The 14,525-nt window shown below is 70.9% G+C and carries 12 protein-coding genes; 11 read left to right on the forward strand and 1 reads right to left on the reverse strand.

The genetic code is table 11. The features are described 5' to 3' along the window. The first annotated feature begins 35 nt into the window (after positions 1-35). The 3 genes from fmt to HUN07_RS12410 all read left to right on the forward strand — a co-directional run bounded on the left by fmt (position 36) and on the right by HUN07_RS12410 (position 3,461). Positions 36-959: a methionyl-tRNA formyltransferase gene (fmt, locus tag HUN07_RS12400; RefSeq protein ID WP_114722696.1), complete on the forward strand. Its 924-nt coding sequence runs from the start codon at positions 36-38 to the stop codon at positions 957-959. Then, entirely contained in the window at positions 956-2,491 is a 1,536-nt protein-coding gene (locus tag HUN07_RS12405) for an RsmB/NOP family class I SAM-dependent RNA methyltransferase (protein WP_302675484.1), read from the forward strand. The genes fmt and HUN07_RS12405 overlap by 4 nt, the downstream gene beginning before the upstream one ends. A gap of 112 nt (positions 2,492-2,603) precedes the next feature. Continuing rightward, on the forward strand, positions 2,604-3,461 hold the full coding sequence (locus tag HUN07_RS12410; RefSeq protein ID WP_174909964.1) for a mycofactocin-coupled SDR family oxidoreductase: 858 nt from the start codon (positions 2,604-2,606) through the stop codon (positions 3,459-3,461). A gap of 18 nt (positions 3,462-3,479) precedes the next feature. Here HUN07_RS12410 and HUN07_RS12415 read toward each other — a convergent pair whose 3' ends face one another. Further along, positions 3,480-5,846, reverse strand: a complete 2,367-nt coding sequence (locus HUN07_RS12415; protein WP_174909966.1) for a phosphoketolase family protein — start codon at positions 5,844-5,846, stop codon at positions 3,480-3,482. Positions 5,847-6,120: 274 nt separating this feature from the next. Between HUN07_RS12415 and HUN07_RS12420 the strand changes: the two genes are divergently transcribed. From HUN07_RS12420 to HUN07_RS12455, 8 genes are all read left to right on the forward strand, one after another. Beyond that, positions 6,121-7,131, forward strand: a complete 1,011-nt coding sequence (locus tag HUN07_RS12420; protein WP_174914669.1) for a zinc-binding alcohol dehydrogenase family protein — start codon at positions 6,121-6,123, stop codon at positions 7,129-7,131. An 88-nt stretch (positions 7,132-7,219) separates the two neighbouring features. Beyond that, a complete protein-coding gene (locus HUN07_RS12425) occupies positions 7,220-9,571 on the forward strand; it encodes a glycoside hydrolase family 65 protein (RefSeq protein WP_174909968.1) in 2,352 nt (783 codons plus the stop codon). Between the two features lie 224 nt (positions 9,572-9,795). Beyond that, a complete protein-coding gene (gene rpe / locus HUN07_RS12430) occupies positions 9,796-10,479 on the forward strand; it encodes a ribulose-phosphate 3-epimerase (protein WP_174909970.1) in 684 nt (227 codons plus the stop codon). Between the two features lie 44 nt (positions 10,480-10,523). Further along, positions 10,524-11,519, forward strand: a complete 996-nt coding sequence (gene ribD, locus HUN07_RS12435; protein WP_174914671.1) for a bifunctional diaminohydroxyphosphoribosylaminopyrimidine deaminase/5-amino-6-(5-phosphoribosylamino)uracil reductase RibD — start codon at positions 10,524-10,526, stop codon at positions 11,517-11,519. A 63-nt stretch (positions 11,520-11,582) separates the two neighbouring features. After that, positions 11,583-12,194, forward strand: coding sequence for a riboflavin synthase (locus HUN07_RS12440; protein WP_174909972.1), 612 nt, complete (start codon positions 11,583-11,585; stop codon positions 12,192-12,194). A gap of 107 nt (positions 12,195-12,301) precedes the next feature. Next, positions 12,302-13,549: a bifunctional 3,4-dihydroxy-2-butanone-4-phosphate synthase/GTP cyclohydrolase II gene (locus tag HUN07_RS12445; protein WP_114722703.1), complete on the forward strand. Its 1,248-nt coding sequence runs from the start codon at positions 12,302-12,304 to the stop codon at positions 13,547-13,549. Beyond that, positions 13,546-14,043 (forward strand): 6,7-dimethyl-8-ribityllumazine synthase, encoded by a 498-nt coding sequence (ribH, locus tag HUN07_RS12450; RefSeq protein ID WP_174909974.1) that lies wholly within the window; start codon positions 13,546-13,548, stop codon positions 14,041-14,043. The genes HUN07_RS12445 and ribH overlap by 4 nt, the downstream gene beginning before the upstream one ends. Continuing rightward, positions 14,040-14,498 (forward strand): PH domain-containing protein, encoded by a 459-nt coding sequence (locus tag HUN07_RS12455; RefSeq protein WP_114722705.1) that lies wholly within the window; start codon positions 14,040-14,042, stop codon positions 14,496-14,498. The genes ribH and HUN07_RS12455 overlap by 4 nt, the downstream gene beginning before the upstream one ends. Positions 14,499-14,525 lie beyond the last annotated feature (27 nt).

Raw genomic sequence — 14,525 nt, forward strand, 5'->3', positions numbered from 1 at the left:
CCCACCCGCTCCGACCACCTGGAGGCCCGGAGCTGATGCGCATCGTCTTCGCGGGGACGCCCGAACCGGCCGTGCCGTCGCTGCAGCGGCTGATCGACTCCGAACGTCACGAGGTGGTCGCCGTCGTGACCCGGCCCGACGCCGTCGCCGGTCGCGGGCGGAAGCTGGTCCGTTCGCCCATCGGGCAGCTCGCCGACCAGCACGGCATCGAGGTGCTCACGCCCGCGTCGGCGTCGGACCCGGAGTTCCTGGCGCGATTGCGGGAACTCGAGCCCGACGCGTGCCCGGTGGTCGCGTACGGCAACCTGCTGCCGCGCCCGGTGCTCGACGTTCCGCGGCACGGCTGGATGAACCTGCACTTCTCGCTGCTGCCCGCGTGGCGGGGTGCCGCTCCCGTGCAGGCCGCGATCAACGCCGGCGACGAGATGACGGGCGCGACGGTCTTCGATCTCGACGAGGGTATGGACACCGGACCCGTGTACGGAGTGGTGACCGAGGCGATCCGCACAACCGACACGGCGGGGGCCCTGCTCGGGCGCCTCGCCGAGAGCGGCGCGCTGCTTCTCGAATCGGTGCTCGACGGTGTCGAGGACGGCACCGTGCACGCGGTCCCGCAGCCGCCGGACGGTGTGTCCCATGCGCCGAAGGTGTCGGTCGAGTCCGCCCGGATCCGCTGGGACCAGCCGGCTCTCGCCGTCCACCGGCACGTGCGTTCGGTGACTCCCGCTCCCGGGGCGTGGACGATGATCGGGGATCTGCGGGTGAAGGTCGGACCCGTGACGCTGGCGCAGGAGACGTTGCGGCCCGGGCAGATCGAGGTCCGCAAGGACGGCTTCTACGTGGGCACCTCCACGACGGCGGTCCGGCTCGATCAGGTCCAGCCGCAGGGCAAGAAGCAGATGGCAGCGGTCGACTGGGCGCGCGGTGCGCGTCTCGACGGAGAGGTTCGGGCACAGTGAGCGAGTCGAGGCGACCCAACAGGTCCGGCGGCGGACAGGGCGGCGGCCAGGGCGGCGGCCAGGGCGGCCGCCGAACCGGGGGCCGCGGCGGCAGCGGTGGTCAGGGCGGCCGGAGCGGTGACAACAACCGGCCGCGGCAGGCGAAGCGCCCGGATCCGGCGCAGGCGTCGGTCGACCAGTCGCGGCGCGCGGCCCGGGACGTGTTGCGCGCGGTGCGCGAACGCGACGCCTATGCGAATCTCGTTCTGCCGGGGCTGCTCCGGGAACGACGGCTCGACGGCCGCGACGCGGCCCTGGCGACCGAGTTGGCGTACGGCGCCGCCCGCGCCCGCGGTCTGCTGGACGCCGTGATCGCGAAGTGCGCGGGCCGCCCGATCGAGGAGATCGACGGCCCGTTGCTCGACGTCCTGCAACTCGGCGCCTACCAGTTGCTGCGCACCCGCATCGCATCGCACGCCGCGGTCGCGACGTCGGTGGATCTCGTTCGTGCCGAGGCCGGTTCGGGCAAGGCGGGTTTCGTGAACGCCGTCCTGCGCCGGGTGTCGGAGAAGACCGAGGACCAGTGGGTGGCCGAACTGGCCCCGGACGCCGCCGTGGACCCGGTGGGACACCTCGCCTTCCGGTACGCCCACCCGACGTGGATCGCGCAGGCGTTCGCCGACGCCCTCGGCGCCGATGCGGGCGAGCTCGAGGCCGTCCTCGCTGCCGACGACGCCCGTCCGGCGGTCCACCTGGTCGCCCGGCCCGGTGAGATCTCGGCGGAGGAGCTGGCTCTGATCACCGGCGGCGAGGTGGGAGCGTACTCGCCGTACGCGGTCCACCTGGACGGTGGTGATCCCGGTCTGCTCGACGCGGTCCGCGAGGGTCTGGCGGGCGTGCAGGACGAGGGCAGCCAGCTGGTGGCCCGCGCGCTCACGCTCGCGCCGATCGACGGGCCCGACAGTGGACGCTGGCTCGACCTGTGCGCCGGCCCGGGCGGCAAGGCCGCGCTGCTCGGTGCGTTGGCGGGGATCGAGGGCGGACGCCTCGACGCGGTGGAGCCCGTCGAGCACCGTGCCGACCTGATCCGCAAGACCACCCGCGAGCTGCCCGTCGACGTGCACGTCGCGGACGGTCGCGACCCCGGTCTGGACGGCGGCTACGACCGGATTCTCGTCGACGCCCCGTGCACCGGGCTGGGCGCCCTGCGTCGACGTCCGGAGGCGCGGTGGCGGCGGCAGCCGGCGGACGTGGCGGGTCTGGTGAAGCTGCAGCGCGAGCTGCTGGCGTCGGCGCTCGAGCTCGTCCGGCCCGGCGGGGTGGTGCTGTACTCGACGTGCTCGCCGCACGTGTCGGAGACGGTGGCCGTGGTCGCCGACGCCGTGCGCAGGCACGGGGCGATCCCGCTCGACACGCGGGAGTTGCTGCCCGGGGTGCCCGGCCTGGGCGACGGGCCCGGGGTCCAGCTGTGGCCGCACCGGCACGGAACGGATGCGATGTTCATGGCGGCGCTGCAGCGGCCTGCAGACGACGCCGGGGCCTCCGGGTCCTGATTACGGCCCGGGCCCGCGGCTCGGAATGTGTTCCGATTCACACTGCAACGTGTTGTAATCCACAGTGGGTGGCGGCCCGTCACCCACTGTGGGCAGGCACGGAGGAGGACTGATGAATCGGGTTGCCGGGAAAGTCGTTCTGATCACGGGCGCCGCGCGCGGGCAGGGCCGCAGCCACGCCGTCCACCTCGCCGACGAGGGCGCGGACATCATCGCGTTCGACGTGTGTGCCGACATCGAGAGCAACGAGTACCCGCTGGCCACGGAGGCCGATCTCGAGGAAACGGCGCGGCTCGTCGAGAAGGCGGGCAGCCGTGTCGTTGCCGTGAAGGTTGATGTCCGGGATCGTATCGCTCTGGAACGTGAACTCGCCGAAGCGGTTTCGAAGCTCGGGCGGCTCGACGTCGTGGTCGCGAATGCGGGAATCTGCCCGTTGGGCAATGACGTGCCGGTGCAGGGCTTCGTCGATGCGTTCGACGTCGACTTCGTCGGCGTCGTCAATACCATCCACGCCGCGATGCCGTACCTGGGCGCCGGGGCGTCGGTCATCGCCACCGGTTCGGTCGCGGGTTTGGTGCCGCAGATCGGGATCAACGGCCAGCAGGCGATGCAGGGTCCCGGCGGGGACGGCTACGGGCTGGCGAAGAAGATGATCTGGACGTACACGCAGTCCCTGGCGCTGACGTTGGGTCCCAGTTCGATCCGCGTCAACGCGATCCACCCCACCAACGTCAACACCGACATGCTGCAGAGCCCGCCGATGTACAAGACGTTCCGGCCCGATCTCGAGAACCCGACGGCCGAGGACGCGAAGGTGACGTTCCCGTTCATGCAGGCGATGCCGACGCCGTGGGTCGAACCGGAGGACATCTCGCACGCGGTGGTGTATCTCGCGTCCGACGAGTCACGCTTCGTCACCGGCCAACAGTTGCGGGTGGACGCCGGTGCGGGGATGAAGCTGGGGATCTGACCGCCCGGCCGGCCCGCCTCACACCGGTTCCGGCCAGACCCAGTTGCACACCTCCGGCATGTCCTCGAGGTGTTCGCGGACGTATCCGTGGTGCCGTTCGAGCATCCGCTCGCAGTAGCCCGTGAGATCCGCGGCGCCGTCGGGTTCCCGTCGGCACCGGCGCAGCGCCTCGATCGCCAGGTGGTAGCGGCTCATGTGGTTGAGCACCACCATGTCGAACGGCGTGGTGGTCGACCCCTGCTCGGTGTAGCCGCGCACGTGGAACCGGTCCGGGTTCATCCGGCCGTGCAGCAGTTGGTGGAAGGACCGCGCGTAGCCGTGCCACGCGACGACGACGTCCACATCCTCGGTGAACAGGCGTGCGAAGTCCTCGTGCGAACGGCCGTGCGGATGGACGTCGGGCGGCGCCATCGACATCAGGTCCACCACGTTGACCACCCGGACCCGCAGCCCCGGCACGTGCCCACGCAGCAGTGCCGCCGCGGCCAGCGTCTCCTCGGTGGGGACGTCACCCACGCACGCCAGCACGATGTCGGGTGCCGCGCCGTCGCCGGTCTCGGTTCCGGCCCAGTCCCACACCGACGCCCCGGCCCCGACGTGCTCCCGGGCCTGCTCGAGCGTCAGGTACTGCGGGTGCGACTGCTTGTCGACCACCAGCAGGTTCGCGCAGTCGCGGGTGGCGAAGACGTGCTCGGCGACGATCAGGAGCGAGTTCGCATCCGGTGGCAGATACACGCGGGTGACACCACCGGACAGCGACAGCATCGTGTCGATCAGCCCCGGCCCCTGATGCGAGAACCCGTTGTGGTCGTTGCGCCAGCACGTCGAGGTGAGCAGGATGTTCAGGCTCGCGACCGGGGCCCGCCAGTCGAGGGAGCGGGCGCGTTCGAGCCACTTGGTGTGCTGGATCGTCATCGACGCGCTCACCATCGCGAACGCCTCGTACGTCGCGAACAGCCCGTGCCGGCCGGTCAACAGATAGCCCTCGAGCCAGCCCTGGCACAGGTGTTCCGACAGCACCTCCATCACCCGGCCGTGGTGCCCGACATGGTCGTCGCCGGGAATCAGGGTGCCGACGAAGCAGCGGTCGGTGACCTCGAAGACGGCGCCGAGCCGATTGCTGTTGGTCTCGTCCGGGCAGAACAACCGGAAGTCGTCGGGGTTGGCCGAGTAGATGTCGCGCAGCATCTCGCCGAGCGGACGGGTCGTCTCGTGGTGGACGGCGCCGGGCACGCGCACCTCGACGGCGTACCGGTCGGGTGCGGGCAGATCCAGCGGGCGCAGGAGTCGCCCGCCGTTCGCGTGCGGGTTCGCACCCATCCGCTTGTCACCGGACGGTGCCAGCGCCGCCAGTTCGGGGACCAGGCGGCCCTGCGGGTCGAACTGTTCCTCGGGCCGATACGAGCGCATCCACTGCTCGAGCGTCTGCAGGTGCGTGGGGTCGTCGCGTACGTGGGCGATCGGTACCTGGTGCGCTCGGAACGTGCCCTCGACCTGCACGCCGTCGACGATGTCCGGTCCCGTCCAGCCCTTCGGCGTGCGCAGCACGATCGCCGGCCACCGCGGCCGCTCGGTGAACCCCGACCGGCGCGCATCGTCCCGGATCCGCGCGATGGCGGTGTGCGCGCGATCGAGCGTCTCCGCGAGGTCGCGGTGTACCTGCATCGGGTCGTCACCGGAGACCGCCACCGCGTCCCAGCCGATCGCGCGCAGCACAGCCAGAACCTCGTCGTCGGTGCGTCGTCCGAGGACCGTCGGGCCGGAGATCTTGTAGCCGTTGAGGTGCAGAACGGGCAGTACCGCGCCGTCGTGGGTCGGGTCGAGGAAGAACGGGACCTTCCACGACGCGGCCAGCGGGCCGGTCTCGGCCTCACCGTCCCCGACGACGCACGCCACGATCAGGTCCGGGTTGTCCATCGCGGCGCCCGCGGCATGCGCCAGCGAGTAGCCCAGTTCACCGCCCTCGTTGATCGAACCCGGGGTCTCCACGCCGGAGTGACTCGGGATCCCGCCCGGCGTCGAGAACTGCCGGGCCAGTCGGCGCAGTCCGGCCTCGTCGGGGCTCACCTCCGGGTACAACTGCGAGTACGTGCCCTCGAGATAGGTATTCGCGACGACGGCGGGTCCGCCGTGACCAGGACCGGCCACGAACAGCACGTTCGCGCCGGTTCGCCGGATCAGCCGGTTGAGGTGGGCGTAGACGAGGGACAGGCCCGGGCTCGTGCCCCAGTGTCCGAGCAGTCGCGGCTTGATGTCGGGCGGTACCAGCGGGCGTCGCAGCAGGACGTTGTCGCGCAGGTAGATCTGGGCCACCGTCAGGTAGTTGGCCGCCATCCAGTACCGGTGGAGCAGTTCTAGATCGTCGTCGGTCGGGTGCTCGTCCACGGATCGGCTCCTCCGGTCGAGGCGAAGGTCTCTCCATCCTGACGGTTGTCGGCTCCATTTGCCAGGGCCGACCCGCGGGTGGGCCCACACTGACCGGTACCTCCGGTTGCCCCTGTCGCCGGGCCACCGAACCAGGCATCCTGGAAGAAGCGACACCGGCATCGTCCACAGGTGCCGCGCACCGGTTCCGGCCGGCGCCGACGACACGAAGTACGGATCTCGTATGCGGACTGAAAACTCGCGGACCTCACGAACCACGACGTCGACCACCATGATGCGTGCCTGGCGGACGACGAGACCGGGTCCACTCACCGATCGCCCGCTCCAGATCGGCCGGGAACTTCTGCCCCGACCGAACAGCGGCGAACTGCTGGTCCGGGTGCTCGCGTGCGGAGTGTGCCGCACCGATCTGCACGTCGTCGAAGGCGAGTTGCCGCCGCACCGCCTCAACGTCATACCGGGGCACGAGGTGATCGGCGAGGTCGTGGGCGTCGGCGAGGACCTCGGCGAGCACGCCGGACGGTTCACACCGGGACAGCGCGTCGGCGTCCCGTGGCTGCGCAGCACGTGCGGACACTGCCGCTACTGCGTGCGCGGAGACGAGAACCTCTGTCCCTATTCGACGTACACCGGCTGGGACGCCGACGGCGGTTACGCCGAGTACACCACCGTGCCGGCCGACTTCGCGCTGGAACTGCCCACCGGCTATCCGCTGGTGGAACTCGCGCCGCTGCTGTGCGCGGGCATCATCGGCTATCGGTCGCTGCTGCGCGCCGATCTGCCCGAGGGCGGCCGGCTCGGCATCTACGGGTTCGGCGGCAGTGCGCACCTCACCGCGCAGGTCGCGCTGGCGCGCGGCGCGCGCGTGCACGTGATGACGCGTGGGGAGGAGGCCCGCGAGCTGGCGTTCAGTCTCGGTGCGGCATCGGTGCAGGGCGCCGCGGACCCGCCGCCGGAACCGCTGGATTCGGCCATCCTGTTCGCGCCGACCGGTGACCTCGTGCCGCCCGCGCTGGAGGCGCTCGACGCCGGCGGCACGCTCGCACTGGCCGGCATCCACCTGAGCGACATTCCGCCCCTCGACTATCAGCGGCACCTGTTCCGCGAACGGCAGCTTCGCAGTGTCACCGCGAACACGCGGAAGGACGCGCGGGAGTTCCTCGCGTTCGCGCAGCAGCACCGGCTCCGGGTGAGCGCCCACCGATATTCGCTCGACGCCGCCGACCGGGCGCTCGCGGATCTGGCGGGCGGCGTGTTCGGGGGAGTCGCGGTGCTCGTCCCGTGAACCGGCGCCGTGAACGCCGGGGGTGTCCTAGCGTGGACTGACGGGTGCGTTCCGACGGCCCGCGCCCGCGAGTGGGAGGACGGCCGCCATGATCACCCATCCCGCCTTCACCGTCGACCCGTGGAGCCTGCGCGCCACCAGCCTCGACCTCGACGTGCTCGCGCAGACCGAGTCGCTGTTCACCCTCGCGAACGGTCACCTCGGGTGGCGGGGCAACCTCGATGAGGGCGATCCACACGGGCTGCCGGGCAGCTACCTGGCCGGTGTCTACGAGGTCCGACCCATGCCGTACGCCGAACCCGGCTACGGATACCCCGACTCGGGCGAGACGATCATCAACATCACCGACGGCAAGATCGTGCGGCTCCTCGTCGACGACGAGCCGTTCGACGTGCGCCGCGGACACGTCGTCAAGCACGAGCAGGAACTCGACATGCGCGCCGGTGTGTTGCGCCGGGTCGTCGAGTGGCAGTCCCCGGCCGGCCGGACGGTGCGGGTGTCGACCGTGCGGTTGGTGTCGTTCGCCCAGCGGACGCTCGGTGCGATCCGGTACGAGGTGGAGCCGCTGGACGGGCCGGCGCGGGTGGTGCTGCAATCGGAACTGGTCGCGAACGAACCGATGCCGCACGCGGAGGCAGATCCCCGGGCGGCCGCGGTGCTCGCGGAGCCGTTGATCGCGGAGGAACACTTCGATCACGACGCGCTGGTCCAGTTGGTGCACACGACCGGCGAGAGCGGCCTGCGCATCGCGGTCGCGATGGACCACGAGGTGTCGGGGCCCGACGTGCATGTCGAGACCGAGAGCTACCCGGACCAGGGGCGGGTCACCGTGACCGGTCACACGAGGCCGGGCCGGGCCCTGCGCATGGTCAAGTACGTCGCGCACGCCTGGTCGGCCCGGCGGACAGCTCCCGCGATGCGCGACCAGGTCGCGGGGGAGTTGACGCTGGCCCGCGAGAGCGGCTGGGACGGACTGGCCGCCGAGCAACGCGCCTACCTCGACACGTTCTGGGCGCGCGCCGACGTCACCGTCGACGGCGACCCCGAGGTGCAGCAGGCGGTGCGGTTCGCGTTGTTCCACATCCTGCAGGCGTCGGCGCGGGCCGAGGGGACGGCCGTCGCGTCCAAGGGCCTGACCGGACGCGGATACGACGGCCACGCCTTCTGGGACACCGAGATGTTCGTGCTGCCGGTCCTCACGTCGGTGCTGCCGGATGCGGTGGGCGACGCGCTGACCTGGCGACACTCCACGCTCGGGATGGCGCGGGCGCGGGCGCGGCAACTAGGCTTCGACGGCGCGGCCTTCCCGTGGCGGACCATCACCGGCAAGGAATGCAGCGGGTACTGGCCGGCCGGGGCCGCCGCCTTCCACGTCAACGCGGCCGTCGCGCACGCGGTGAGCGGGTATCTGCGGGCCGACGGCAACCCCGACTTCGAGCTGACGGTGGGCCTGGACCTGCTGGTCGAGAGCGCGCGCCTGTGGCATTCGCTGGGCTACTTCGACGAGGACGGCCGCTTCCGGATCGACGGGGTGACGGGCCCCGACGAGTACAGCGCGCTGGTCCGCAACAACCTCTACACCAACCTCATGGCCCGCGAGAACCTGACCGCCGCAGTCGAGATCGTCGAGCGACACCGGGACCGGATGCCCGACCTCGGCGTCACGGACGAGGAGATCGGCGGGTGGCGGACCGCGGCCGATCGCATGTTCGTGCCCTACGACGCTCGGCGCGGCGTGCACCCGCAGTCGGCGGGCTTCACCGATCGGCAGGTGTGGGATTTCGCCGGCACGCCCCCGGAGCATTATCCGCTGCTGCTGCACTATCCGTACTTCGACCTGTATCGCAAGCAGGTGGTCAAACAGGCCGACGTGGTGCTTGCGATGCAGTGGGTGCCCGACGCCTTCACCGCGGAGGAGCGGGCACGCAACTTCGCCTACTACGAACGGCTCACGGTCCGGGACTCGTCGCTGTCCGCGTGCAGCCAGGCCGTGGTCGCCGCCGACGTCGGCGCCCTGGACCTGGCGTACGCCTACCTGGGCGAGACCGCGCTGATCGATCTGCTCAATCTCGAACACAACACGAGCGACGGGCTGCACCTGGCGTCGCTGGCCGGCATCTGGATCGCGTTGGTGCAGGGCTTCGGCGGTGCCCGCCGTCGGCGAGCCGGGCTGACGTTCCGGCCGGCGCTGCCACGGGGGATCGATCGGCTCGCGTTCGGTGTGGCGGCCGCCGGGTGCCGGCTGCGCGTCGAGATCGACCGGGTCGAGACGCGGTACCGGCTGGCGGAGGGCGACGAGTTGACCCTGTACCACGACGGAACCCCGGTCACGCTGCGCCGCAACGACGTTCGGGTGATGCCGACCGTGCATCCGCCGGCGGGGCCGGTCGTGACCCAGCCGCCGGGGCGGGCGCCCGCGCGGCGGGGGAGCGGCGGATGATCGTGCGGTGATCCCGCGGACGTGGGTGGATGCTCCCGGTGTGTCGGTGGCCCGATCGCGAGACGGGAGTGTTTGTCGCAGGGGTTCTCCCGCCGTCGCACGGGTTCTCCGTATGCAGAACCCCTGCGGCACCGCCGGAACCCCTGCGGCACCGCCGGAACCCCTGCGGCCCTCACCCGAACCGCGCACACCCACCCCACGCGGCAACAACTAAACTCGCTGCCGTGGCAACCCCGATGATCGCTCCGTCCATTCTCTCCGCAGACTTCGCACGCCTCGCCGAGGAGGCCGACGCTGTTGCCGGCGCCGACTGGCTGCACGTGGACGTCATGGACGCCCACTTCGTGCCGAACCTGACGCTCGGCCTGCCCGTCGTGCAGAGCCTGCTCAAGGCCACCGACATTCCGCTGGACTGCCACCTGATGATCGACGATCCGGGCCGCTGGGCGCCGCCGTACGCCGAGGCCGGTGCCCACAACGTCACCTTCCACGCCGAGGCCACCGACGATCCGGTCGCGGTCGCCCGCGACATCCGCGCGGCCGGCGCCAAGGCGGGCCTGAGCGTGAAGCCGAACACGCCGATCGAGCCGTACTTCGATATCCTCAAGAGTTTCGACACCCTGCTCGTGATGAGCGTCGAGCCCGGCTTCGGCGGCCAGTCGTTCATCCCGGCCGTGCTCGACAAGGCCCGGGCCGTGCGCAAACTGGTCGACGCGGGCGAACTGCGTCTGCTCGTCGAGATCGACGGCGGCATCAACGTCGACACCATCGAGCAGGCGGCCGAGGCCGGCATCGACTGCTTCGTCGCCGGTTCCGCCGTCTACGGCGCCGCCGACCCCGCGGCCGCAGTCCGCGGACTGCGTGAGCAGGCGGCCAAGGCGTCCCCGCACCTGACGCTGTCGATCTGACGGACCCGTCCGTGACGACCTCTGCGCGTGCCCTCGAGGCCGCGATGCGGCTGGCGATCGACGCCTCGCACGGCGTGCGGGGCGCCACCAGCCCCAACCCGCCCGTCGGCGCCGTGATCCTCGACGCGTCGGGCGCGGTCGTCGGTGTCGGCGCCACCCGGCCCCCGGGCGGTGCGCACGCCGAGGTCGTCGCGCTCGCCGAGGCCGGGGAGCGGGCCCGCGGAGGGACGGCGGTCGTCACGCTCGAACCGTGTAACCACCAGGGCCGCACCGGTCCCTGCTCGCAGGCGCTGATCGACGCCGGGGTCGCGGCCGTGCACTACGCCGTGTCCGACCCGAACCCTGCCGCGGCGGGCGGCGCCCAGCGGCTCCTGGAAGCGGGCGTGACGGTGTCGGCGGGCCTGTCGGCCGACGACGTCGAACACGGCCCACTTCGCGCGTGGCTGCACCGGCAGCGTCACGGACGTCCGCACGTCACGTGGAAGTTCGCCGCCACCCTCGACGGTCGCAGCGCCGCCGCGGACGGCACCAGCCAGTGGATCACCGGGCCGGAGGCGCGGGCACGAGTGCACGCCGACCGGGCGCTGCTCGACGCCATCGTCGTCGGAACCGGCACGGTCCTGGCCGACGATCCGTGGCTCACCGCGCGCCTGCCCGACGGCTCGCTCGCCCCGCACCAGCCGCTGCGCGTAGTGGTCGGGACGCGCGAGATCCCGCCCACCGCGAAGGTCCTGGACGATGCAGCCCCGACGCTGGTACTGCGCACCCACGACGTCGACGACGTGCTGGTCGCCCTCGCTGATCAGGACGATGTCCTGATCGAGGGCGGCCCCCGGCTGGCCGGGGCGTTCCTCGCCGCCGGACGGGTCGATCGGGTCCAGGCGTACCTCGCGCCCGTCGTGTTGGGCGCAGGGTCCCACGCAGTGGAAGACGCGGGGGTCCACACCATCGCCGAGGCGCTACGGTTTCGGCGGGAGAGCGTCGAGACGATCGGCGACGACCTGTTGTTGAACCTGATCCCGCGGGGGATCCGAAGTTGAACCGATCCCTCCGGGATCACCGTTGAACCGATCCCTCCGGGATCCGAAGGAGTGAGCGAAGACATGTTCACCGGAATCGTCGAGGAACTCGGCGAGATCGTCGCCAAGGAGGACCTGGCGGACGCCGCTCGGTTCACCGTGCGCGGACCGCTGGTCACCTCCGATGCGGGGCACGGCGACTCGATCGCCGTCAACGGCGTCTGCCTGACCGTCGTCGACGTCCTCGACGGGGAATCGTTCACGGCCGACGTGATGCGCGAGACCCTCGTGCGGTCGAGCCTCGGCGCCCTCGATGTGGGCAGCCGGGTCAACCTGGAACGTGCCGCCGCGGTGAACAGCCGGCTCGGCGGGCACATCGTTCAGGGCCACGTCGACGGCACCGGCGAGGTCATCAGCCGGAGCCCGTCCGAGAACTGGACCGTGGTGCGGATCTCGCTGCCGTCGAGCATCGCCCGGTACGTCGTCGAGAAGGGCTCGATCACCGTCGACGGTGTGTCGCTGACCGTGTCCGCGCTGGGCGGACAGCGCGGCGACGAGTACTTCGAGATCTCCCTGATCCCGACCACCCTCGGCCTGACCACGCTCGGCTCGGCCGAGCCCGGCACCCCGGTCAACCTGGAGGTGGACGTCATCGCCAAGTACGTCGAACGCCTGCACACCGCCGGCGGCCGATAGCCGGAATAACGACCTCGTATCGCGAGGTCGTACTGTTGAGGTGCATCTGAAGCGATGCGCCGGGACATACTCGAGCACACCAGTTCAAGAATTTGGAGCCCAAGCACGTGACCAGGTTCGACAGCATCGAGCGCGCAGTCGCTGACATCGCCGCAGGTAAAGCGGTTGTCGTAGTCGACGACGAGGATCGCGAGAACGAGGGCGACCTCATCTTCGCGGCGGAGAAGGCCACCCCCGAACTCGTGGCGTTCATGGTTCGTTACACCTCGGGTTACCTCTGCGTCCCGCTCGACGGCGAGGACTGCGACCGTCTCGGCCTGCCGCCGATGTACGCGACCAACCAGGACAAGCACGGCACCGCGTACACGGTCACCGTCGATGCGCGCGAGGGCATCGGCACCGGCATCTCCGCCTCCGACCGTGCCGCGACGATGCGTCTGCTGGCCGACCCGGACAGCGGTGCGAACGACTTCACCCGTCCCGGCCACGTCGTGCCGCTGCGCGCGAAGGAGGGCGGCGTCCTGCGTCGCCCCGGTCACACCGAGGCCGCGGTCGATCTCGCCCGCATGGCGGACCTGCGTCCGGCCGGCGTGATCTGCGAGATCGTCAGCCAGAAGGACGAGGGCCACATGGCCCAGACCGAGGAACTCCGGGTGTTTGCGGACGACCACGATCTGGCCCTGATCTCGATCGCCGACCTCATCGCGTGGCGCCGCAAGCACGAGAAGCACGTCGTGCGTGTCGCCGAGGCCCGGATCCCCACCCGTCACGGTGACTTCACCGCCGTCGGCTACCGCAGCATCTACGACGACGTCGAGCACGTCGCGCTCGTCCGCGGCGACCTCTCCGACAGCGACGGCAGCGACGTGCTGGTCCGCGTGCACTCGGAGTGCCTCACCGGCGATGTCTTCGGTTCGCTGCGCTGCGACTGTGGCCCCCAGCTGGATGCCGCACTCGACATGGTGGCGCAGGAGGGCCGCGGTGTCGTGCTGTACATGCGCGGACACGAAGGCCGCGGCATCGGCCTGATGCACAAGCTGCAGGCGTACCAGTTGCAGGACGCGGGCTCGGACACCGTCGACGCGAACCTGCAGCTCGGCCTGCCGGCGGACGCCCGCGACTACGGCATCGGCGCGCAGATCCTCGTCGACCTCGGCATCAAGTCGATGCGGCTGCTGACGAACAATCCGGCCAAGCGAGTAGGCCTCGACGGCTACGGCCTGCAGATCACCGACCGGGTTCCGATGCCGCTGCGCGCGAACGCCGAGAACCTCACGTACCTGCGCACCAAGCGGGATCGCATGGGCCACGACATGATCGGTCTGGACGAGTTCGAGGCCGGGGACGCACTGTGAGCGGCGAGGGACGCCCCGACCTCCAGCTCGGCATGGCCAAGAATCTCAAGCTCGCGATAGTCGCCGGCCAGTGGCACCCCGAGATCAGTGAGGCGCTCGTCGCCGGCGCCAGGCGCGTCGCCAAGCAGGCTCAGATCGAGGAGCCGACGCTGATCCGCGTGGCGGGCGCGATCGAGTTGCCCGTCGTGGCGCAGGAACTGGCGCGCTCGCACGACGCCGTCGTCGCGCTCGGCGTCGTGATCCGCGGTGGCACACCGCACTTCGAGTACGTGTGCGACGCCGTGACGGCCGGCCTGACCCGGGTGTCCCTCGACGAGGGCACCCCGGTCGGCAACGGCGTGCTCACCACCGACACCGAGCAGCAGGCACTGGACCGGTCGGGCCTGCCCGGCTCGGTCGAGGACAAGGGCGGCGAGGCGTGCGCGGCGGCGATCGACACCGCGGTCACGCTCGCGCAGCTCCGACGCATGCGGACGGGGCAGTCGACCCGATGAGCGCGAACGAGGACTGGGAGTTCGAGGTCCGCTCCAAGAAGTCGCCGCGCTACGCGATGATCGCCGCGGCCGTGCTGGTGGTGGTGCACGTGACGCTCGGCGTCCTGCTCCGGACGTCGGCGACCGGTGTGTACTTCCGGGTGGTGGACCAGTTCGCGATGGCGGGCATCGGGATCCTGCTGGCGGGCGGCGTGCTGCTGCTGACCCGTCCGCGCCTGCGGGTCGGTCCGCGGGGCATCGCGGTCCGCAACATCCTCGGTGAGCGCATCGTCGACTGGGATCTGGACGAGGGCATGTCGTTCCCGGACGGGGCGCCGTGGGCCCGGATCGAGCTGCCCGACGACGAGTACGTGCCGGTGATGGCGATCCAGGCCAACGACGGCGAGCACGCGGTGCGGGCGGTCCGCCGGTTCCGCGAGCTCGAAGCGAAGTACACGGGCTCGCGCGCCGCCTGAGTGCCGTCGGTACCGCCGACTAACCTT

The organism is Rhodococcus sp. W8901 (genome assembly GCF_013348805.1).
Lineage (GTDB): Bacteria > Actinomycetota > Actinomycetes > Mycobacteriales > Mycobacteriaceae > Prescottella.